We start from the raw sequence: 23,025 nt of genomic DNA, 5'->3' as shown, positions 1-23,025 counted from the left end.
CTCTCCCCGTGAAGGAGGCCGCCGTTGACTCTGCCGGAGCAGTCCGCCAGACCCACCCGCGACCAACTCGCCGCTTGGCGCAACTTCCTGCGCGCCCACGCCCGCGTCACCCGCAGCCTGGAAGCAGAGCTGATCGCCGAGCAGCGGCTGTCCCTCGGGTCCTACGACGTGCTGCTCCAGCTCGCCGAGGCGCCCAAGCGCAGGCTGCGGATGGCCGAGCTGGCCGACGCCGTGCTGCTCTCGCGCTCCGGGGTCACCCGTCTCGTCGACCGGCTGGAGCAGGCCGGGCTGGTGGTGCGCGAGCGCGTCGAGGGGGACGGGCGCGGAGTGGTGGCGGCGATGACCGAGCGCGGCCTGGAGACGCTGCGGACCGCGTCGCGCACGCACCTGGCGGGGGTCGTGCGGCACTTCGTGGAGCACCTCAAGCCCGACGAGCTGGCCGAGATCGGCCGCGTCTGCGGGGAGCTGGCCGATCAGCCGGAGTGAGCCTCGTCCCAGCGGGGGTCCTCGCGCACGGGGTCATCGCGCACAGGGGCATCGCGCACGGGGTCGGCGTGGCGCTTCTTGCCCGCCTTCTTCAGCTCGCCCTGCAGGTTCCCGCGCAGCTTCTCCAGCTCCCCGCGCAGGTAGTCGCGGGTGGCGACCTCGCCGACGGCCAGCCGCAGCGCGGCCAGCTCGCGGGCCAGGAACTCGGTGTCGGCCTTGGTCTGGGCGGCGCGCGCCCGGTCCTCCTCCAGCGAGACCCGGTCGCGGTCGTCCTGGCGGTTCTGGGCGAGCAGGATGAGCGGCGCGGCGTAGGCGGCCTGGGTGGAGAAGGCCAGGTTCAGCAGGATGAACGGGTACGGGTCCCAGCGCAGCGACAGCGCCGTCAGGTTCAGGGTGATCCAGATCAGCACGAGCAGGGTCTGCCAGAACAGGAACTTGCCGGTCCCCAGGAACCGGGCCAGCCGCTCGGAGAAGCGGCCGAAGGCGTCCGGGTCGAAGCTGACCCGCAGCCCGCGCGGGGTGCGGGGCTGGTCGAGCCTGCGGCGCATCGTCGGCTCAGGCACCGCCGACCCCCTCGGTCTGCGAGTGCCGCCAGCCCTCGGGCAGCAGGTGGTCGAGGACGTCGTCGACGGTGATCGCGCCCACCAGGTGGTCGGCGTCATCGACCACCGGCGCGCACACCAGGTTGTAGGTGGCGAAGAACCGGGTGACGTCGAGCAGGGAGTTCGTCGGGCGCAGTGAGGTCAGGTCCCCGTCGATGATGCCCGCCACCATCGTCGACGGCGGCTCGCGCAGCAGCCGCTGGATGTGCACGCAGCCCAGGTAGCGCCCGGTCGGCGTGGCCGACGGCGGGCGGCAGACGAACACCAGGCTGGCCAGCGCCGGGGTGAGGTCGGGGTTGCGGACCCTGGCCAGCGCCTCGGCCACGGGGGACTCCGGGCTAACCACGATCGGCTCGGGCGTCATCAGGCCGCCCGCGCTGTCGTAGCTGTACTCCAGGAGGCGCCTGACGGGCTCGGACTCCTCGGGCTCCATGAGTTCGAGGAACCGCTGCTTGTCCGGTTCGGACAGTTCGGCGAGCAGGTCGGCGGCGTCGTCGGGGTCCATCGCCTCCAGCACGTCGGCGGCGCGCTCCTCGTCGAGGTGGCGCAGCAGGTCGGTCTGGGCCTCCTCGGAGAGCTCCTCGATGACGTCGGCCAGCCGCTCGTCGTCCAGGGCGTCGGCGACCTCGTGGCGGCGCTTGGCGGGCAGGTCCTGCAGCGCCTTGGCCACGTCGGCGGCGCGCATCGTCTCGAACACCGCGAGCAGGCGGTGCGCGTCCTGGGGCTGGCCCGCCAGCTCGGTGACCCCCGGCGCGGCCACGGCGGTCCAGTCCAGCACCTGGATGGGCCCGTGCCTGCCCAGCCGCCCGGTCCGCTCCCGCACGGCGATGCGGCTCAGCACCCAGTCCCGGGTGCGGGTGCACTCCATCCCGGTGTCGACCACGGTGGCCACCCGCCCGGTCTCGGTGACGGTCACCCGCGCGTCCAGCAACTGCCCGATCACCAGCACCTCGTGCGGCCGCTGCGTGAAGTGCCGCATGTTGACCGACCCGGTCGCCAGCGTCACCGCGTTGGGCTCGATGGAGGCGACCCGCAGCATCGGCACGAAGATCCGCCGCCGGGTGGCCAGCTCCACCACCATGCCCAGCACCCTCGGCGGGGCGCCGTCGTTGCGCAGCCCGGCCACGAGGTCCCCGGCCTTGCCGATGGACTCCCCGTCCGGCCCGAACACCGGGAGCCCGACCAGCTGCGCCGCGAAGACCTTGGTGCCTGCCACGCCCGTCAGGCTAGCCGCCTGCCCTGGCGCCCACCCGCCACACCTCGCTCTTCTCCGCGCGCTGACAGCGCCCGGATCGGCCGTCGCGGCGCACGGCGACCAGCCCGGAATCGCGCAGCGCTTTCGCCCTGATTCGACGAGGGTCGAATCAGTGGCCACACAGCGCCCGGATGAGGTGTGCTGTCACCGCCGGGAGCACTGGGGGTGCGGCCGGAGGCCCGCCTCCGGCCGCCCGGCCCAGCTCACCGCCTAGCTCACCGCCTCGATGATCACCTTGGCGCCCTGGCCCGCCGGGTCGTCGTCGGACCGGAGCCAGGAGTCGACGGCGCGGACGAAGGTCCAGCGGCGGGCGCGGGCGCGGTCCATGCCGGTGGCCTCGGCCAGGGTGTCGAGGCGGTCGGCGAGGTCGCCTTCCGTGTGGCGGTTCCACAGCAGGGGGATGAGGCCGTACTCGGGGTCTCCGGCGACCGGCTTGGGGTCGATGACCAGCCACGGTTCGCGGGTGCCGCCGAGCACGTTCGCGTAGTGCAGGTCCTCGTTGACCAGGCGGTCTCCCGCCTTCGGCCCCAGCTCGCGGCAGTAGGCGACGGCGCGGGCGATCACCTCGGCGTCGATCGGGTCGTCCAAGGCGGCGTTCTCGGCGGGCAGGTCGACGGCCCGGCGTTCGGCCACGTCGCGCAGGCGGCGCACCACCGGGGGAGCGGGACGATCGAGGCGGCGGATCAGTCCGGTGGTGATCGTCAGGGCCTCGTCCATCGGGACGTCCATCAGGGTGGCCGAGGCGTCCAGGCGCTCCAGCAGCAGCGTCCAGTCGTCGTGGGCCAGCAGCCGCACCGCGCCGTCGCCGTCCCAGAGCGACAGGGCCAGCGCCTCGTGCTCGGCCTCCGGGTGGGGCCAGCCCAGCTTGAGCACCGCCCGGGTGCCGTCCGCGCGCAGCACCGGCTGCACGACCGAGCAGAAGCCGGACCAGGACGGGCCGTCCGGGGTCAGCGACCAGCGGGCCATCGCCGCGGCGCCCTGGGCGGGCAGCCCGGCCAGCCAGTCCCGGCCCGCCTGGCCCTGCCGTCCGGCGAAGGCCGTGGCGAACGGTCGCGGGATGTCGAGCACGGTGCCCCCATGTCGTTGGTCACGATGGCGCTCCACCGACCGCCGTGGTCGACTACAACTTCTAGTCGTTACCGGCCGGTAGACAGCTTCGGAGGCCCGATGCGTTCCCCCAAGGACTTCTTCCGCCCGCTCGCGGTCGGCGCGCCGGAACCGCTGCGGGAGATCCCGTTCCGGCCGTCGCGGATGATTCACTTCTTCGACCCGAGCAACGAGAAGATGGCCGCGAAGGTTCCCGATATGGCGGCGCGGGCCGACGTGCTGTTGGGCAACCTGGAGGACGCCGTCCGCGCCGACCGCAAGGAGGCCGCGCGCGCGGGCCTGGTGCGGGTGGCCCGCGAGACCGACTTCGGCGACACGCAGCTCTGGACCAGGGTCAACAGCCTCGACTCGCCGTGGGTGCTCGACGACCTGCTCACGCTGGTCACCGAGATCGGCGACAAGCTCGACGTGATCATGGTCCCCAAGGTCGAGGGGCCCGCCGACATCCACTACGTCGACCGCCTGCTCGCCCAGCTCGAAGCGCGGGCGGGGCTTCAGCGCCCGCTGCTGGTGCACGCCATCCTGGAGACCGCGAGCGGCGTGGCCAACGTCGAGGAGATCGCCACCGCCAGCCCGCGGATGCAGGGCATCTCCCTGGGCCCGGCCGACCTCGCCGCCAGCCGCCGGATGAAGACCACCAGGGTCGGCGGCGGGCACCCCGGCTACCTGGTGCGCACCGACGCCACCGGCGATGACCTCACCACCGGCCGCACCACCTACCAGCAGGACCTCTGGCACTACACCGTCGCGCGAATGGTCGACGCCTGCGCGGGCGCGGGAATCCTGCCCTACTACGGCCCCTTCGGCGACATCGCCGACACCGTGGCCTGCGAGGACCAGTTCCGCAACGCCTTCCTGCTCGGCTGCGTCGGCGCGTGGAGCCTGCACCCCAAGCAGATCGACATCGCCAGGAAGGTCTTCTCCCCGGCGGCGGAGGAGGTCGCCTGGGCCCGCAGGGTGATCGCGGCGATGGGCGACGGCACCGGCGCGGTGATGATCGACGGGAAGATGCAGGACGACGCCACGGTCAAGCAGTGCAGGGTGGTCGCCGACCTCGCCGACGCGCTGGCCGCGCGCGACCCCGAGCTGGCCTCGGCCTACGAGACCGCCACGAAGGAGGCGCTGGCATGAGCCTCACCCCCCGGCGCTCCGTGCTCTACATGCCCGGCGCCAACGAGCGGGCACTGGAGAAGGCCAAGACCCTGCCCGCCGACGCGCTGATCCTCGACCTGGAGGACTCCGTCGCCCCCGACGCCAAGGCCGAGGGCCGCGAGCGCGTCTGCGCGGCGGTGGCCGCGGGCGGCTACGGCCGCCGTGAGCTGACCGTCAGGGTCAACGCCCTCGACACCGAGTGGCACGCCGAGGACCTGCGCGCCGTCGCCCGGGTGGGCCCGGCCGCGGTCGTGGTCCCGAAGGTGGACTCCGCCGCCGAGGTGCGCGCCGTGGAGGCCGCCCTGGACGCCGCGGGCGCCCCCGGCCACACCGCGATCTGGGCGATGCTGGAGACCCCGATCGCCATGCTGCGCGCCCACGAGATCGCCGCGGCCAGCCCCCGGCTGACCGTGCTGGTCATGGGCACCAACGACCTGGCCAAGGAGCTGCACGCCGAGCACGTGCCGGGGCGCGCGCCGCTGCTGGGCGGGCTGTCGCTGGCGCTGCTCGGCGCGCGCGCCGCGGGCAAGGTCATCCTCGACGGCGTCTACAACCAGGTGAGGGACCTGAACGGGTTCGCGGCGGAGTGCCGCCAGGGCCGGGAGTTCGGCTTCGATGGCAAGACCCTGATCCACCCCGGCCAGATCGGGCCGTGCAACGAAATCTTCGCCCCGTCCGATACCGAGGTTGAGGACGCCCGCGCGGTGATCGCCGCGTTCGAGGCGGCCGCGGCCGAGGGGCGGGGTGTGGTCACCGTCGACGGCCGCATGATCGAGAACCTGCACGTGGACAACGCGCGCCGGGTGCTCGCGGTGGACGCTGTCATCCGCACGGCGGATGACAGTACGTGACCAATTTTTAGTGACGGTCAGTCACAAGATCCCTGTACTGTGACGGACGTCTCCCTCGTGTGGCCCAGGTCTCCCCGCTAACTGGCAACCAACGGTGAAGATTTGCGGCCAATTGGTCCAGTCGCACTGATACGTCTTGCGCAACTTTCTTCCTACCGCGATTCCGAGTCACCGACTGTGCTTAGCCTCCCCCTGTTATCGCGTAACAGGGGGAAGGGGACGTCGATGACGTGCTCGGGCAAGTCCGACCGCCCAAGCCGTGCCGTCGGATGAGACGGACGGTCGTCCAGGGTTTCGCCGACGCCGCGCGCCGGTGGCCGACCGCGCTCGCGGTGGGTGGCGCTGAACCGCTGACCTACGCGGCGCTGGCCGCCCGCGCGGGGGCTGTGGCGCGGGCGCTGTCCGGGCTCGCGCCGGGCACGCGAGTGGGTGTGGCGCTGCCGCACGGGCCCTCGGCCATCGCCGCCGTGCTCGGCGTGCTCGCCGCGGGCGGCGCCTACGTCCCCCTGGACCCGGCGTTCCCGGCGCGCAGGCGGGCCATGATGGCCGCCGTCGCGGGCATCAGCGCCGTGGTCACCGATGCCGTGGTCACCGACGCGGGGGGCGAACCCGGCGACCTGCCCGCCGTCCGGATCGATCGGCTCCCGGACGCGCCGCTGGAGGTCGCCGAGCCGGGGGAGACCGCCTACGTCCTGTTCACCTCCGGGTCCACCGGCGAGCCCAAGGCCGTCGCCCAGACCCACCCGAACCTGCGCCACGTGGTGGACAACCAGATCGCCACCCTCGGCGTCGACGCCACCGACCGGCTGAGCCTGCTGGCCTCGCTGTCCTTCGACGCGGCCATCCCCGACCTGTTCCCCGCCCTGCTGACCGGCGCCGCGGTCGTCCCCGTCGACGTGCGCGCCGCCGGGGTCGCCGAGACCGCCCGGCTGCTGGCCGAGCACGCCGTCACGGTGTACCACTCCACGCCCACGCTGTACCGGTACCTGCTCGACTACGGGCGCTCCCTGCCCTCGGTGCGGGCGGTCCTGCTCGGCGGCGAGCAGGCCACCTGGGCCGACCTGCGCCGCGGCCGGAACGCCTTCGCCCCCGGCTGCGTGTTCGTCAACGGCTACGGCGCCACCGAGGTCACCTTCGCCGCCCAGTTCCAGGTGGCCGCCGCCGAGGTCCCCGCCACCGGCGACGGCCCGCTGCCCATCGGCGCCGCGCTGCCCGGCTACGCCCTGCGGCTGGCCGACGACCGCGAGATCACCGTCGTCGGCGAGCGCCTGGCCCGCGGCTACCTCTCCGGCCCCGGCGACCGCTTCGGCGTGGACGCCGACGGCACCCCGACCTACCGCACCGGCGACCTCGGCGAGGTGCTGCCCGACGGCGTGCTGCGCTGCCTGGGCCGGGCGGACCGGCAGGTCAAGGTGCGCGGGCACCGCGTCGAGCCCGCCGAGGTGGAGGCCGCGCTGGCCGCCGCGTCCGGCGCGCGGGCCAGGGTGATCGCCAGGGACGGGCGGCTGCTGGGCTACGTCGAGGACGCCGCCGCCGACCCGGCCGCGCTGCGGGCCGCGGTCGCCGAGGCGCTGCCGCCGTACTGCGTACCGCAGGCCGTGGTCGCGCTGGCGGCCTTCCCGCTGACGGTCACCGGCAAGGTCGACGAGCGGGCGCTGCCCGAGCCCGCCGCCGGGACGCCGGGGCGGGCGATGACCGACACCGAGCGGGCCGTGCACGACGCCTGGTGCGCGGTGCTCGATGTGCCGTCGGTGGGGCTGGACGTGGCGTTCTTCGACGCGGGCGGGCACTCGCTGAGCCTGGGCGTGCTGCGCGCGCGGCTGGCGGCGGCCTTCGGCGTCGAGCTGAACCCGGCCCGGCTGTTCCAGCACCCGACCGTCGCCGCGCAGGCCCGCTTCCTCGACGGCGCGACCGAGAACGGGGCGACCGGGAACGGGGCGACCGGGAACGGGGCGACCGAGAGCGCCGAGAGCGCCGCGCCCGTCGAGCGGGCCGAGACCGGCGACGAGATCGCCGTGGTCGGGCTGGCCTGCCGGTTTCCCGGCGCCGACGACCCGGCCGCGTTCTGGTGGAACCTGTGCGCGGGCGTGGACTCCGTCCACGACCACACCACCGCCGAGCTGGCCGCCCTGGGCATCGGCCCCGGCCTGCTGGCCGACCCGGCGCACGTGCGCGGGCACGGCGTGCTGCCCGGCGTCGAGGAGTTCGACGCGGACTTCTTCGGCTTCACCGCCGCCGAGGCCGCCACCACCGACCCGCAGCACCGGCTGTTCCTGGAGTCGGCGTGGGCGGCGCTGGAGGACGCCGGGCACGACCCGGCCACCGAGCCCGGCCGCGTCGGGGTGTTCGCCGCCGCCTCGGTCAACCGCTACTTCCTGTACCACCTGTTCGGCAACCCCGCGGTGTCCGATGTGGACCCCGACGACTGGGAGGGCGGGCTGCTGTCCCGCCAGCAGCCCGACCACCTGCCCGGCCAGGTCGCCTACCGGCTGGGCCTGACCGGTCCGGCGATGGCGGTGCAGAGCGCGTGCTCCAGCGCCCTGGTCGCGGTGTGCGAGGCGGCGCAGAGCCTGGCCGACTACCGCTGCGACCTCGCCATCGCGGGCGGCGTGGCGGTCACCTGGCCGCGGCACCGGGCGGGCGGCATGGCCTCGCCGGACGGGCGCTGCCGGGCCTTCGACGAGAACGCCGCGGGCACCGGGTTCGGCTCCGGGGTGGGCGTGGTGGTGCTGCGCAGGCTCGCCGACGCGGTGGCCGACGGCGACCACGTCTACGCCGTGCTGCCCGGCTGGGGGGTCGGCAACGACGGCGCCGGGCGGGCCGGGTACGCGGTGCCCAGCCCCGCCGGGCAGGCCGAGGCGATCGCCGAGGCGCTGGCCTCGGCCGGGGTCGCCCCGGCCGAGGTGGGCTACGTCGAGGCGCACGGCAGCGGCACGCCGCTGGGCGACGCCATCGAGGCCGCCGCGCTGACCGACGTCTTCGGCGAGCACGGGTGCCCGCTGGGGTCGGTGAAGACCAACATCGGCCACCTCGACGCCGCCGCGGGCATCGCGAGCCTGGTCAAGGCCGTGCTGGCGGTGCGCCACGGGCTGATCCCGCCGAGCCTGCACTTCACCGCCGCGCACCCCGACGTCGACCTCGGCGCGTTCACCGTGCCGACGAAGCTGGTCGGCTGGCCCGTCCGGCAGCGGCGGGTCGCGGGGGTCAGCTCCTTCGGCGTCGGCGGCACCAACGCCCACGTGCTGGTCGAGCAGGCCGACGCCGACCCCCCGGCGGCGTGCCCGGACCGGGTCTGGGTGCTGCCGGTCTCCGCGCGCGACCCGATCGCCCTGCGCGAGGCGCTTGTCCGGCTGCGCGAGCACCTCGCGGAGAACGCGCCGCGCCTCGCCGACGTCGCCTACACCCTCGCCGTCGGCAGGCGCGCGTTCCCTTGCCGCGTCGCGGTTGTGTGCACCGAGGCCACGGCCCTGGCCGAGCTGGACGCCCGCCTCGACGGTTCCACTGTGGTCGGTGATGAGTCCGCCGCCCGCTGGGAGGCGGGCGATTTCGTCGACTGGGCCGCCGACTTCGCCGGGCTGCCCGTGCGCCGCGTGCCTCTGCCCACCTACCCGTTCCAGCGCTCCCGGTACTGGATCGACCCGCCTGCCAAGGAAGTCCTGTAGTGGAGTGGTTCCTCAACCGCGTCCCGCGCCCCGGCGCGGCCGCGCAGCTGTTCTGCCTGCCCTACGCGGGCGCGGGCCCGTCGGCGTTCGCCGCGTGGCCCGACGCGCTCGACGCGGAGGTGCACGCCTTGGCGCTGCCGGGCCGGGAGCGCCGCATCGGCGAGGACCCGCGGTTCACCGTGGCCGAGATCGCTGCCGCGCTGGCCGCCCGCGTCGACCGCCCGTACGCGCTGTACGGGCACTCGATGGGCGCGCGGCTGGGGTTCGAGGTGGTCCGCGAGCTGCGCCGCACGGGCGCGCCGCTGCCCGCCCGGCTGGTCGTCGGCGGCTGCCGGGCGCCGCACCTGCGCGACACCACCGTGTTCGACGGGCTGTCCCGGGTGGACGACGACGAGCTGGTGCGGCGGCTGACCGAGGGCGGCGGGCTGCCACGGGAGGTGGCCGACTCCGCCGAGCTGGTCGAGCTGCTGCTGCCCGCGCTGCGCGCCGACTTCGCCTGGATCGACGACTACGTCCACACCGACGAGCCCCCGCTGCCGGTGCCGGTCACCGCGTGCCACGGCGTCGGCGACCGGGCCGTCAGCGCGGCCCACACCGCGGCCTGGGCCGTGCACACCGACGCGGGCTTCGCCCTGCGCGAGTTCCCCGGCGGCCACTTCTTCCTGCATGACAACGAGTCCGAGCTGCTGGCCGGGCTTCGCGAGCTGCTGCCCGCGCGGGTGGACGACCGCGTCCGCCTCGGCGGCACCGAGTGGTCGGTGTGGCCCGACGCCGAGCTGCGCACCGCCGGGTTCCCCGTCGAGGGCCTGACCTGGTTCGCCGAGCCGGAGGCCGCCGAGGCCGCCGACGCGGTGCTCTCGGGCGCCGACACCGACACCGGCGTCTACGCCAAACACCTCGAAGACGCCCTGGCCCGCACCGACGAGCGGCTCGACGGCGTGCTGGCCGACCCGCTGTTCGCCGAGGCCCTGGTGTGGCAGAACGCCGAGCTGGCCCGCCGGTTCACCAGCGGCCTCTCGGCCCGCGCGAGCACCCGGCGCAGGCAGCGGCTGGTCGTGGGCCGCTACTGGCAGCGCTACTGCGCCAAGAACGAGACCATCGGGTTCTTCGGCCCGGAGCTGCCGGTCACCGTGACCGCCGACGCCCCGCCGGTCTCGGCCGTCCCCGGCCCGGCCCTGGTGCGCGGCAGGCGGGTCCGGTTCGAGGCGTGGGCGCTGGCCGCCGTCGCCGAGGCCCTGTGCGCCGACCCCGCCGTGCGCGCCTGGATGCCGCCGCGGCCCGCGCCGCACCTGAGCGTGCACGACCGCGAGGTGCTGCGCCCCGCCCGCCCGCCGCTGTCGCTGTCCCCGGTGGAGGCCGCTGTCGTGGCGCTGTGCGACGGCAGGCCCGCCTGCGCGGTCGTCGAGGCGCTGGGCGAGCAGGTCCGCGACGTCGAGCTGCTGCTGGAGCGCCTGGTCGAGCGCGAGGTGCTGACCTGGGACGCCGACCTGCCCGTCGGCCCGGCCGCCGAGGACGTGCTGCTGGCCCGCGTCGCCGCCATCGGCGAGCCCGACGTGCGCTCCGCCGCGCAGGCCACGGTGGCGAGGCTGGTCGACGCGCGGGACGCCGTCGCCGCCGCGGCGGGCAACCCCGGCGCGCTGAGCGCCGCGATGGCCGAGCTGGACGCGGTGTTCACCGACATCACCGGCCGGGCGGCCAGCCGCGACGGCGGCCAGACCTACGCCGCGCGCACCCTCGTCTACGAGGACACCGCCCGCGACCTCGACGTCGTCATCGGCGCGGCCCTGCTCGACGCCGTCGCCGAACCGCTGGCCCTGCTGCTGCGCGCCGCCCGCTGGCTCACCGTCGCCCTCGCCGAGGCGTACTCCACCGCGCTGGCCGAGCTGTACGACGACCTCGCCGACGGCGGGCCGGTGTCCCTGGCCGACCTGTGGTTCCTCGCCCAGGGCCTGTTCTACGGCGACGGCCCGCGCCCGGTCGACGCGGTCTCGGCGGAGTTCGCCGCCCGCTGGTCGCGGCTGTTCGGCCTCGACACCGCCGACGGCCCCCGCCTGGACCTGCGCTCCGCCGACCTCGCCGACGGGGCCGCCCAGGCGTTCCCCGCGACCCGCGCGGGCTGGTCCGCCGGGCTGATCCACAGCCCGGACCTGCAGGTCTGCGCGTCCACGGTGGATCAGATCAACCGCGGCGAGCACACCGTCGTCCTCGGCGAGCTGCACACCGCGTGGGCCGGGCTGGACTGCCCGGTCTACGCCTCGTGGCACCCGGACCCGGAGCGCCTGCGCGCCCGGCTGGCCGAGGACCTGGGCGGCACCCGCGTGCGCCCGCTGTTCCCCGCCGACTGGCCCCGCCGCACCGGCCGCCTCGGCGACGGCCTGGTCCACCGCACCGACCTGCAGCTGGGCTTCACCGCCGCCCCCGGCGCCGACCGCGCGCGGCTCGTGCCCGCCACCGCCGTCCGCGTCGAGCGCGACGGCGGCCTGGTCGCGGTCCTGCCCGACGGCCGCCGCCTGCCGCTGGTCGAGGTGTTCTCCGCGCTGCTGGCCACCCACGCGGTCGACAGCTTCAAGCTGGTCGCAGCCGCGGCGCACACCCCGCGCATCACCGTCGACCGGCTGGTCGTGGCCCGCGAGACCTGGCGCACGACCGCCGCCGAGACCGGGATGACCGACGCGGCGGGCGACGCCGAGCGCTACCTGGCCGTGCGCCGCTTCCGGGCAGGCCTCGGCCTGCCGGAGCGGGTGTTCGTCAAGATCGGCACCGAGACCAAGCCCTGCTACGTCGACTTCACCGCCCCCGTCTTCGCCCTGTCCCTGTGCGCGATGGTCCGCGCCGCCGTCGCGCAGGCGGGCGGGGGCGTGTCGGTGACGATCAGCGAGGCCCTGCCCGCTCCGGAGGAGTGCTGGGTGCCCGACGCCCACGGCAGGCGCTACACCTCCGAGCTGCGCCTGCACCTGGTGGACGGGGCGGGCCGATGAGCGCGCACCTGGTGGGACTCGGCGACACCGGCTGGCTGGTCTGGCGCGACGCGCTGCTGCGCTCGGCGGGCTTCCCGGCCGCGGGCCTGGACCGCTTCGCCGACCCCGAGCTGGCGCCGCTCGCCGATGACTTCCTCGCGGGGACCGTGGCCGATGACGTCTTCGCCAAGGCGTTCGACGACGCGCTGGGCCGGGCAGCGGCGGCGGCATCGGAGACCGCGGCGGACCCGCTGCTGCGCGAGGCCGTGACCTGGCAGAACCCCGCGGTCCTCGTCGCCGTGGACGGGCTGGTGGCGGGCGGGGCGCACGCGCGGCGCAACGTGCGGCGCCGCGACCGGGAGAAGGCGCTGCTGCGCTACTGGCAGCGCTACTGCGGCAAGAGCGAGACGATCGGCTTCTTCGGGCCGGTCTGCTGGGTGCGCGTCGAGGAGGGCGGCCCGGCGCTGAGCGTGCGGCCGGGGCCCTCGGCGGTGCGCGCCAGGCGGGTGTTCTTCGAGGCGTGGGCGATGGCCGCCTACGCCGACCGGCTCGCCGCCGACCCCCTGGTGCGCCGCTGGTGGCCGGTGCGCCCGCGCCCGCACGTGAGCATCGAGGACGGCACGGTCGTCGTCCCGCTGCACCAGCCGACCCCGCTGTCCACTGTGGAGGCGGCGGTGCTGGCGCTGTGCGACGGCAGGCCCGCCGTCGAGGTGGCCGAGGCCGGGCTGCTGCGGACGCCGGAGGACACCTACCTGCTGCTGGACCGGTTCGTACAGCGCGGGGTGCTGCACTGGGACGCGGCGCTGCCGCTGAGCCCGCGCGCCGAGGACGTGCTCGCCGGGCGGATCGCCGCCATCGGCGACGACACCGCCCGCGCGCGCGCCGAGGCGGGGTTCGCCCGGCTGCGGGCGGCGCGCGACCGGGTGGTCGCCGGCCCCGGCCTGGCCGAGGCCCTGGCGTTGCTGGACGCGGAGTTCGTCGCCGTCACCGGGGTCGAGCCGCGCAGGCGCAGCGGGCGCGCGTACGCCGGGCGCACCCTGGTCTACGAGGACACCGCGCGCGACGTCGACGTCACCGTCGGCACCGAGCTGCTGGACCGCATCGCCGCGCCGCTGGACGTGGTGCTGCGCGCCGCCCGGTGGCTGACCGCCGAACTCGGCGCGGCCATCACCGCGGGGCTGCGCGAGCTGTACGCCGAGCAGACCGGGCCGGTGCGGCTCTCGGACCTGTGGACGATGAGCCAGGGCCTGCTGTTCACCGGCGCCGACCAGCCCGCCGACCGCATCGCCGCCGAGTTCACCCGGCGCTGGTCCGTCCTGTTCGGACTCGACAGCTCCGGCCCGGTCACCGTGAGCGCCGAGGACGCCCGAGCGCGGGCGGCCGAGCTGTTCGCCGCCGACGGGCCCGGCTGGCCGTCGGCGCGGGTGCACAGCCCCGACATCCAGGTCTGCGCCCCCGACGTCGAGGCCGTCAACCGCGGCGAGTGCCAGTTCGTGCTCGGCGAGCTGCACCCGGCCAGCACCCCGGTCGACAGCGCCCTGTTCACCGTCTGGCACCCCGACCAGGCCGCCCTGCGCGCGGGGCTGGACGACGACCTCGGCCCGGCCCGGCTGCGCGTGCTCTACCCGGCCGACTACCCGCGCCAGACCGGCCGCACCCGGCACGGCCTCGACGGCCCGCACGACCGCGAACTGGGCATCGGCGACACCGACGGCGCCGACCTGGAGCGCTCGGTGCCCGCCACCGCGTGCCTCGTGTCCGATGTGGACGGCGAGTTGATCCTGCGCCTGCCCGACGGCTCGGCCTGGCCGCTGCTGGAGGCGTTCCACGACCTGCTCAGCGCGCAGCTCATGGACAGCTTCAAGCTGCTGGCCCCGGCCGCGCACACCCCGCGCACCACCATCGGCGAGCTGGTGGTGGCCCGCGAGACGTGGCGCGCGACCGTCGCCGAGACCGGGCTGGCCGAGGTGACCGGCGAGCGCGAGCGCTACCTGGCCGCCCGCCGCCTCCGGGCGCGGCTGGGGCTGCCCGAGCGGGTGTTCGCCAAGATCGGCACCGAGACCAAGCCGTGCTACGTCGACTTCTCCGGCCCGGCGCACGCGCAGGTCTTCGCCTCGATGCTGCGCACCGCGCGGACCGAGGGCGGCCCCGGGGTGTCGGTGGTGTTCACCGAACTGCTGCCCGCGCTGGACCAGGCCTGGCTGACCGACGCCGAGGGGCGCGGGTACGTCAGCGAGCTGCGCCTGCAGATCACCGACCCCGTCCGCCACGAGACCAGGAGCGCCGGATGAGCACCGTGCTGGAGCTGATCGCCGCCCAGGTGCGCGAGCGGGGGCAGGAACCCGCCGTCCGCCAGTGGGACGCGACGCTGACCTACGAGCAGCTGTGGGCCCGCGCGAGCGGGGTGGCGGGCGAGCTGCGCGCGCTGGGCGCCGGGCCGGAGGACCGGGTGGGCGTGCTGATGGCGCGCACCCCCGACCTGGTCACCGCCCTGCTGGGCGTGCTGCTCAGCGGCGCGGCGTTCGTGCCGCTCGACCCCGCGCTGCCGCCCGCCCGCAGGCAGGCCATGCTCGCCGACTCCGGGGCCGTCGCGCTGGTGTCCGATGTGGACTCGATGACGTCGCTCCCGGTGGTGCGGCCAGGTTCTCTCGGGTCGGTGGACCCGGTGACGGCGGCGGACGGGCTGGCCTACGTCCTCTACACCTCCGGCTCCACCGGAACCCCCAAGGGCGTGCTGGTCACCCACGCCAACCTGCTGGCCTTCGCCGCCGAGTGCGCCCGCCGCACCGGCGCGGGACTGGGCACGCGCGCGCTGGCGGCGGCGTCGGTGGGCTTCGACGCCGCGGTGATCGACCTGCTCGTGCCGCTGGCCGCGGGCGGCTGCGTCCTGCTGGCCACCGACGCCGACCGCGCCGACCCGGCCCGGCTGACCGGCTTCATCGCCGCGCACCACGTCAACTGGGGCCTGCTCACCCCCGCGGTGCTCGCCCTCGTCGACCCGCACGCGGTCCCCGAGTGGACCGTCGTGCTCAGCGGCGGCGACGTCGTCCCCGCCGCGCTGGCCCGGCGCTGGCTGCTGGCCGGGCCACGGCGCTTCCTCAACGTCTACGGCCCCACCGAGACCACCGTCTACGTCACCGCCGCCGAGGCCAGCGGCGCCGAGGACGTGCTGCCGATCGGCGTGGCGACCGGCGGGCACCGGGCGTACGTCGTCGACGCCGACATGGGCTTGGCGGAGGAAGGCGAACTCCTCATCGGCGGTCCCGGCCTGGCCCGCGGCTACCTCGGCCGGCCCGCGCTGACCGCCGAGCGGTTCGTGCCCGACCCGTTCTCCGGCGCGGCAGGCGCGCGGCTCTACCGAACCGGTGACCGGGTGCGGCTGCGCCCCGACGGGCAGCTGGAGTACCTGGGCAGGCTCGACCGCCAGGTCAAGATCCGCGGCCAGCGGGTCGAACCCGCCGAGGCCGAAGCCGTGCTGGCCGCCGTCGCGGGCGTCGCCGAGTGCGCGGTCCTGGTCCACGGCGACGCGCTCGTGGCGGTCGTGGCCCCGGAGTCCGCGCCCGCCGACCTCGCCGCGCTGGCCGCCGAGCGGCTGCCCGCGGCGATGGTGCCCGCCCGGGTGCTGCGCCTGCCCGCGCTGCCGCTCACCCCGGCGGGCAAGGTCGACCGCGCCGCCTTGGCCGCGCTCGTCCACGACACGCCGTCCACTGTGGACTTCACCGACCCGGTCGAGGTCACCGTGGCGCACGCGTGGGCCAGGGTGCTGGGGCGCGTGCCGTCGCGCGGCTCGGACTTCCTCGCCGAGGGCGGGCACTCGCTGGCGGCCATGCGCCTGGTCGCCGCCCTGCGCGCCGACCTCGGCGTGCGCCTGGCGGTGGAGGCGGTCTTCGACGGGCGCACCGTCGGTGGCATCGCCGAGCGGGCGGCCAAGGCCGAGCCGCAGGCAGGCCCGCCCGTGCCCAGTGGCAGCGCGCCGACGCTGTCCCCGCCGCAACAGCGGCTGTGGTTCCTCGACCAGCTCGCCCCCAGCAGCGCCCCGTACAACATCGCGCTGGCCACCCGGCTGCGCGGCGAGCTCGACCTGCCCGCGCTGCGCCGGGCGCTGCGCGCCGTGGCCACCCGCCACGACGTGCTGCGCTGGCGCGTCCGGCAGACCGCGGGCGTGCCGTACGCGGTGTGCGACGAGCCCGCCGACGTGCCGGTCGAGGTGATCACCACGACCGATCCGCAAGCCCGGCTCGCCGCCGACGCCGCCACCCCGCTGGACCTGGCCGCCGAGACCTGGCGCGTGCGGCTGTACCGGACCGCGCCCGACGAGCACGTCCTGGGCATCACCCTGCACCACGCGGTGTTCGACGGCTGGTCCCAGGAGGCGCTGTACCGCGACCTCGCCGCCGCCTACGCCGGGGAGGACCTGCCGCCCCTGCGCGCGGGCTACGCCGACTACGCACTCTGGCGCGCCGAGCGCGACCGGACCGGCGGCCCCGAGGACCTGCGCTGGTGGACCGCGCACCTCGCGGGCGCCCCGACCGTGCTCGACCTGCCCCGCGACCGGCCCCGCCCGCCCGTGCCGACGTACTCCGGCGCCGAGGCCGCCGCCCGGGTCGAGGCCGCCGACACCGTCCGGGAGCTGGCCCGCCGGATGGGCACCACGCCCGCCACGGTCCTGCTCGCCGCGTTCGGCGAACTCCTCGACCGGCTCACCGGCGGCGACGACCACGTCGTCGGCCTGGTCGTCGCCGACCGTGGGCTGCCGGAGTTCGACGACGTCGTCGGGTTCTTCGTCGACACCACGCCCGTGCGGCTGCGCGGCGGCGGCACCTTCGCCGAGCGGGTCGCCCGCTGCGCCGACGAGCTGCGCTGCGCCGCCGCGCACCCCGCCGCCCCGATCGAGGAGATCGTGGCCGCCCTCGGCGTGCCCCGCGACCCCTCCCGCACCCCGCTGGTGCAGGTCATGGTCAACGTCCTGGACTTCGCCGACCCGGCCGCGCGGCTGCCCGGCCTGGCCGCCGAGCCGGTGCGGGTGGCCAAGCCCGGCTCGCCGTTCGACCTGACCCTCTACCTCGACCCCGCGCGGCTGGCCGTCGAGACCGTCCACAACCCCGACCTGTTCGACGCCGCCCGGATCGACGCCCTGCTCGCCGACCTGACCGCGTTGGCGGGCGCGCTCGCCAGCGCGCCGGACACCCCCGCCGCCGAGGTCGCCCCGCACCTGCCGCGGGCGTCGGTCCGCGCGTCGGTGCGGGAGGCCGCGCCCATGCCCGCGCGGGCCACCCCCGGCGGTCCGGAGACCGCGACCGAGCGGCTGATCGCGGGCATCTGGTGCGCGGTGCTCGGCGTGCCCGCGGTGCGACCCGAGGACAACTTCTTCGACATCGGCGGCAACTCGATGGCCATGGCCTCGGTGCACGCCCGCCTCACCCAGGCCACCGGGACGCCGGTGCCGCTGCTCGACCTGTTCCGCCACCCCAACGTGCGGGCCCTGGCCCGCCACCTCGACGGCGCCGGTGGCCAACCCGAGTTGGCCAAGGCGGCCCAGCGCGCCGCCGCCCGGCGCGCCCGGCCCCGGCCGTCCCGACCCGTTTCGCGCCGCGGCGCCCAAGGAGACTGACCATGACGTTCCCCGAAGACTCACCCGGCGCCGAACCGATCGCCATCGTCGGCATCGCCGCCCGCGTTCCCGGCGCGTCGGACGCCGCGCAGTTCTGGCGCAACCTCGTCGACGGCGTCGAGTCGGTCACCCGGTTCACCCGCGAGGAGCAGCTGGCCCGCGGCGCGAAAGCCTCCGATGTGGACGACGTGAGCTGGGTCCCGGCCGCGCCGGTGGTGACCGGGTTCGACGAGTTCGACGCGGGCCTGTTCGGCATGTCCGCCAGGGAGGCGCAGGTCGCCAGCCCGCAGCACCGGCTGTTCCTGGAGTCCTGCCACACCGCGCTGCAGGACGCGGGCTACGACCCGGCCCGCTACGACGGCCCGATCGGCGTCTACGCGGGCACCGGCGGCAACGAGTACCTGTGGGAGAACGTCCTGCGCAACGCGTCGATCGGCGCGAACCCGTACAACCAGGTGTCGCTGGCCACCGGCAACTCGCCGAACTACGTCGCCACGCTGCCCGCGTACAAGCTCGACCTGCGCGGGCCCAGCCTGACCGTGCACACCGCGTGCTCGACCTCGCTGGTCGCCTTCCACCTGGCGTGCGAGGCGCTGCGCAACCACGAGTGCGACATGGCGCTGGCGGGCGGGGTGAACATCGAGCTGCCGCACGGCGTCGGCTACCTGGGCATGGACGGCTTCACCTCCCCGGACGCGCACTGCCGCCCCTTCGACGCGGGCGCCAACGGCACCGTGTGGGGCAGCGGCGTCGGCGTCGCCCTGATCAAGCGGCTCTCCGACGCCGTCGCCGACGGCGACACCATCCGCGCGGTCGTGCTCGGCAACGCCATCAACAACGACGGCGCGGGCAAGGTCGGGTTCACCGCGCCCAGCCAGGACGGGCAGGCCGAGGCGATCGCGCAGGCGGTCGGCATGGCCGGGGTCGACCCGCGCTCGGTCACCTACGTCGAGGCGCACGGCACCGGCACCGCGGTCGGCGACCCGATCGAGGTCGCCGCGCTGGCCTCGGTGTACGGCCAGGGGATCGCCGAGCGCGGCTGGTGCGGCATCGGGTCGGTCAAGTCCAACATCGGGCACCTGTCCCAGGCCGCGGGCATCATCAGCCTGATCAAGGTCGTGCTGGCGATGGAGCACGGCCTGATCCCGCCGACGGTCAACTACGAGCGGCCCAACCCGGCCATCGACTTCGCCGCCACCCCGTTCTGGGTGGCCGACGCCCTGACCCGCTGGGAGACCGGCGGCGTGCCGCGGCGGGCGGGCGTGAGCTCCTTCGGCATCGGCGGCACCAACGCGCACGTGCTGCTGGAGCAGCCGCCCGCGCCGCGCCCCGCTGTCGCCCCGGCTGGGCCGCAGGTGATCCAGCTCTCGGCCCGCTCCGCCTCGGCGCTGGACACCGCCGTCACCCGGCTCGCCGACCACCTGTCGGCCACCTCGACGCCGCTGGCGGACGTGGCGATGACGCTGCGGGAGGGTCGGGTGGCCTACGCGCACCGCGTGGCCGTGGTCGCCGATGACGCCGCCGACGCCGCTGCCGCGCTGAAGGCCAAGCGCCGCAAGATCTCCGGGGTCGCGGGGGACGCGCGGGTCGCGTTCCTGTTCTCCGGCCAGGGATCGCAGTACGCGGGCATGGCGCTGGCGCTCCACGACCGCGAGCCGGTCTTCGCCGAGGCGGTGGACCGCTGCGCCGAGCTGCTGGCCGCCGACCTCGGGCTCGACCTGCGCGACCTGCTGCTCGACCGCGTTCCCGAGGCGGGCGAGCTGATCGGGCAGACCCGGTACACCCAGCCCGCGCTGTTCACCGTGGAGTACGCGCTCGCCGAGCTCTGGGCCAGTGCCGGGGTGCGGCCCGCGGCGATGCTGGGGCACTCCATCGGCGAGTACGCCGCGGCCACCGTCGCGGGCGTGTTCACCCTGCCCGACGCGCTGCGCGTGGTCGCGGCGCGCGGCAGGCTCATGCAGTCGCTGCCCGCCGGGTCGATGCTGGCGGTGCAGCTGGACGAGTCCGACGTCGAGCTGCCCGACGGCGTGTCCGTGGCGACCGTCAACGGTCCGGGGACCTGTGTGGTGGCGGGGGAGGGCGCCGCGGTCGCGGAGTACGCGGCGGCGCTGGCCGAGCGGGGCGTCAAGGCCAAGGCGCTGCGGACCTCGCACGCGTTCCACTCGGCGATGATGGACCCGATCCTGGCCGAGTTCACCGCCCTCATGGCGTCGGTTCCCCTTGCCGCGCCCCAGCTTCCCGTGCTGTCCAATGTGACCGGTGACTGGCTGACCGAGGCGCAGGCCACCGACCCGGCCTACTGGGCGGCGCACCTGCGCCAACCGGTGCGCTTCGGCGCGGGCGTGGCGACGCTGCTGGGGGCCGACGGCCCGTGGGCGCTGCTGGAGTGCGGCCCCGGCAGGCAGCTGGCCGGGCTGGCCCGGATGCAGGTGGCGCGGGCGGGAGACGCCCAGCGCGCCCTCGCGCCGCTGACCAGCCTGCCCGGACCGGGCGAGCCGGACGTCTTCGCCACCGCCGCCGCCACCCTGTGGACCCTCGGCGTGCCCGTGTCGCTGCCCTCGGCGGTGGGCGCCGGGCGGGTGCCGCTGCCGGTGTACCCCTACGAGCGCGAGCGCCACTGGGTGGAGCCCGACGCCGGGCAGGCCGTCGCCGCCGCGCCGACCGGCCCGCGCGGGCCGGCCGACTGGTTCGCCGTCCCCGCGTGGCGCCAGTCCGTGGCACCCCCCGCGACCGGGTCGCTGGGGCGGGTCCTGCTGCTGGGCTCCGGGCCGCGCGCGGACGCCCTCGCCGCGTCGGTGGACGCCGTGCGGGTGCGGGAGGGCGCGGAGTTCGCCCGTACCGACGACGGCTGGACCCTGCGCCCGGGCGAGCGCGCCGACTACACCGCGCTGGTCGGAGCCCTGGGCGCCGACCTGCCCGGACACGTCGTGCACGCCTTCGCCCTCGACGGGGACCCCGCGGGCGAGGACCCGGCGGCGGTGTGGCAGGCGCAGGAGCGCGGCTTCCACAGCGCGCTGAACCTGGTGCAGGCCCTCGCGGGCACCGAGTGCCGCCTCGACATCGTGTGCGCCGGCATCGGCGACGTCCGCGGCGACGACCTCACCCGGCCCGAGCACGCCACGCTGCTCGGCCTGGCCAGGGTGCTGCCCGCCGAGCTGCCCGAGCTGGACGCGCGCCTCATCGATGCCGATGCCGACGCGGGCATCGTCGACGAGCTGCGCAGGCCGGTGACCGACCGCGAGGTGACCCTGCGCGGCGGGCGCCGCTGGGTGCTGGGCTATGACGACCTGCGCCTGCCCGAGGCCGCTGAGGACGGGGTCCGCGACGGCGGGCGCTACGTCATCACCGGCGGGCTCGGCGGTATCGGCATCACCCTGGCCGAGGACTTCGCGGTGCGCGCCAAAGCGAAGCTGGTGCTGGTGGCCCGCTCCGGCCTGCCGCCGCGCGGCGAGTGGGACACCCACCTCGCCGTGCACGGCGAGGGCTCCACCGCCCGCGTCGGCCGGGCCATCGCCGCGATCCGCCGGATGGAGGCCGCGGGCGCCGAGGTGCTCGTCGTCGCCGCCGACGTGACCGATGTGGACGACATGCGCCGGGTCCGCGCCCTCGCGGTGGACGCCTTCGGCGGTGTCGACGGGATCGTGCACGCCGCCGGTCTGGCGGGCGGTGGCGTGGCCGAGGTGAAGGACCGCGCCGCCGCCGAGGCGGTGCTGGCCCCCAAGCTCACCGGCACGCTGGCGCTGGCGTCGGCGTTCGGCGGCGACGAGCTGGACTTCGTCGTGCTGTGCTCGTCGGTGACCTCGGTCGTCGGCGGGTTCGGCCAGGTCGACTACTGCGCGGCCAACGCCTTCCTCGACGCGCACGCCCGCGCGGGCCGGGGCTGGCGCGCGCCGGTGCTGTCGCAGAACTGGGGCGGCTGGGCGGAGCTGGGCATGGCGGTGGAGACCGCCGCGTTCGCCCAGTCCGGCGCCGCCGTCGAGTCCAGTGTGGACCACCCGGTGCTGACGTCGCTGTCGGTGCGCGGGGACCAGGCGCTGTGCCACGGCATCGTGACGCCGTCGTCGCACTGGCTGCTCGACGAGCACCGCATCGGCGGCGTGGCCGTCGTCCCCGGGACCGCCCACCTGGAGTGCGTCCGCGCCGCGTTCGCCGCCGCCGTGCCCGGCAGCGGTCACGTCGAGCTGCGTGACGTGGCGTTCCTGGAGCCGTTCGCGGTCCCGGACGGCGAGGCGGCGCGCTACGAGGTCACGCTGACCGTCACCGGCCCGGCGGCGGAGTTCCGCGTGCAGGGCAGGCGCGGCGGCGTCGTCACCACGCACGTCGCCGGGACCGCGGGGTGGACCTCCGAAGACGCCAATGTCGTCGATGTCGGCGCGGTCGAGGCCCGCACGTCCCCGCTGGACGCCACCACGGGCTTCGGCACCGGCCGCACGAGCATGCTGGCCTTCGGCCCCCGGTGGGCGGCCCTGAGCGGGCACCGCGCCGCCGCGGACGAGGAACTGGCCACCATCGTCGCCCCGTCGGCGGCGGAAGGCGACGACTGGGTGCTGCACCCGGCGCTGCTCGACGTCGCCACCGCCTTCGGCGCGGGCCGCGGCGAGGGCACGTACCTGCCGATGTCCTACGGCCGGGTCGTCGTGCGCGACCGGCTGCCGGGGCGCTTCCACAGCCACCTGCGGTACCGCCCGTCGGCGAGTGACGAGGTCGTCGTGGCGGACTTGTCCCTTGTGGACGACGATGGCCGTGAACTCGTCGCGGTCACGGAGTTCCTGCTGCGCCGGGTCGACCAGACCGCGGTGACCGGCGGTCTGGCCGCCGGTCCCGACAGCGGTGGGCAGACCGGCCCCGCCCGCAAGCGTGACACGGCCGCGGGCGACATCGCCCCCCTCGACGGCGTGGACGCCTTCCGGCGCGCCCTGGCCGCCGGGGTCGGCCCGCAGCTGGTGATCACGCCGCTGTCCGTCGCCGAGATCGCGGCGCGGGCACACCGGCCCGTCACCGACGCCGAGCCGCTCGCCGTGGCCTCCGGCTCGGGTGACGCCGCCGCCGGGCCGCGCAGTGAGCTGGAGGCGGTCATCGTGCGCGCCTGGAAGGACAGCCTCGGCGTGGCCGAGGTCGGCGTGCACGACGATTTCTTCGCCCTCGGCGGCAACTCCCTCGTCGCCGTGCAGCTCATCGCCGCCCTGCGCACCGCGACCGGGGTGCGGCTGCCGATGCGCAGCCTGTTCGAGATCCCCACCGTCGCCGGTCTCGCCGAGCGCATCGAGGAGCTGCGCGCCGAGGCCGAACCCGAGCCGGACCCGGCTCCCGCCCAGACCATCCGCAGGCTTCCGCGCGCCTGA

At 75.7% G+C, this 23,025-nt stretch carries 11 protein-coding genes; 8 read left to right on the top strand and 3 right to left on the bottom strand.

Annotated elements, in window-relative coordinates; translation table 11 throughout:
- Nucleotides 1–24 precede the first annotated feature (24 nt).
- Entirely contained in the window at nt 25–486 is a 462-nt protein-coding gene (locus ACTG9Q_RS08775) for a MarR family winged helix-turn-helix transcriptional regulator (protein WP_455572155.1), read from the top strand.
- Here ACTG9Q_RS08775 and ACTG9Q_RS08770 read toward each other — a convergent pair.
- The 3 genes from ACTG9Q_RS08770 to ACTG9Q_RS08760 form a co-directional block, all read right to left on the bottom strand.
- On the bottom strand, nt 474–1,049 hold the full coding sequence (locus tag ACTG9Q_RS08770; RefSeq protein WP_455572154.1) for a DUF1003 domain-containing protein: 576 nt from the start codon (nt 1,047–1,049) through the stop codon (nt 474–476). The two genes, ACTG9Q_RS08775 and ACTG9Q_RS08770, sit on opposite strands and share 13 nt — an antisense overlap.
- A complete protein-coding gene (locus ACTG9Q_RS08765; RefSeq protein ID WP_455572153.1) occupies nt 1,042–2,304 on the bottom strand; it encodes a magnesium transporter MgtE N-terminal domain-containing protein in 1,263 nt (420 codons plus the stop codon). Before ACTG9Q_RS08765 ends, ACTG9Q_RS08770 begins: the two co-directional genes overlap by 8 nt.
- 249 nt (nt 2,305–2,553) lie before the next feature.
- On the bottom strand, nt 2,554–3,411 hold the full coding sequence (locus ACTG9Q_RS08760; protein WP_455572152.1) for an aminoglycoside phosphotransferase family protein: 858 nt from the start codon (nt 3,409–3,411) through the stop codon (nt 2,554–2,556).
- Between the two features lie 99 nt (nt 3,412–3,510).
- On the opposite strand from ACTG9Q_RS08760, the gene ACTG9Q_RS08755 reads away from it, so the two are divergent.
- The 7 genes from ACTG9Q_RS08755 to ACTG9Q_RS08725 all read left to right on the top strand — a co-directional run bounded on the left by ACTG9Q_RS08755 (nt 3,511) and on the right by ACTG9Q_RS08725 (nt 23,025).
- Entirely contained in the window at nt 3,511–4,581 is a 1,071-nt protein-coding gene (locus ACTG9Q_RS08755) for an HpcH/HpaI aldolase/citrate lyase family protein (RefSeq protein WP_455572151.1), read from the top strand.
- Complete coding sequence (locus tag ACTG9Q_RS08750) at nt 4,578–5,453, top strand: HpcH/HpaI aldolase/citrate lyase family protein (RefSeq protein WP_455572150.1); 876 nt, start codon at nt 4,578–4,580, stop codon at nt 5,451–5,453. The genes ACTG9Q_RS08755 and ACTG9Q_RS08750 overlap by 4 nt, the downstream gene beginning before the upstream one ends.
- A gap of 269 nt (nt 5,454–5,722) precedes the next feature.
- A complete protein-coding gene (locus ACTG9Q_RS08745; protein ID WP_455572149.1) occupies nt 5,723–9,115 on the top strand; it encodes a beta-ketoacyl synthase N-terminal-like domain-containing protein in 3,393 nt (1,130 codons plus the stop codon).
- Nucleotides 9,115–12,093, top strand: a complete 2,979-nt coding sequence (locus ACTG9Q_RS08740; protein WP_455572148.1) for a thioesterase domain-containing protein — start codon at nt 9,115–9,117, stop codon at nt 12,091–12,093. The genes ACTG9Q_RS08745 and ACTG9Q_RS08740 overlap by 1 nt, the downstream gene beginning before the upstream one ends.
- Nucleotides 12,090–14,363: a lantibiotic dehydratase gene (locus ACTG9Q_RS08735; RefSeq protein WP_455572147.1), complete on the top strand. Its 2,274-nt coding sequence runs from the start codon at nt 12,090–12,092 to the stop codon at nt 14,361–14,363. The genes ACTG9Q_RS08740 and ACTG9Q_RS08735 overlap by 4 nt, the downstream gene beginning before the upstream one ends.
- Nucleotides 14,360–17,683, top strand: a complete 3,324-nt coding sequence (locus tag ACTG9Q_RS08730) for an amino acid adenylation domain-containing protein (protein WP_455572146.1) — start codon at nt 14,360–14,362, stop codon at nt 17,681–17,683. Before ACTG9Q_RS08735 ends, ACTG9Q_RS08730 begins: the two co-directional genes overlap by 4 nt.
- A gap of 2 nt (nt 17,684–17,685) precedes the next feature.
- Nucleotides 17,686–23,025 (top strand): type I polyketide synthase, encoded by a 5,340-nt coding sequence (locus ACTG9Q_RS08725; protein WP_455572145.1) that lies wholly within the window; start codon nt 17,686–17,688, stop codon nt 23,023–23,025.

This window comes from Actinokineospora lacus, from assembly GCF_053813445.1.
The sequence above is the reverse complement of the archived record's forward strand: the minus strand, read 5'-3'. Positions and strand labels throughout refer to the sequence as shown.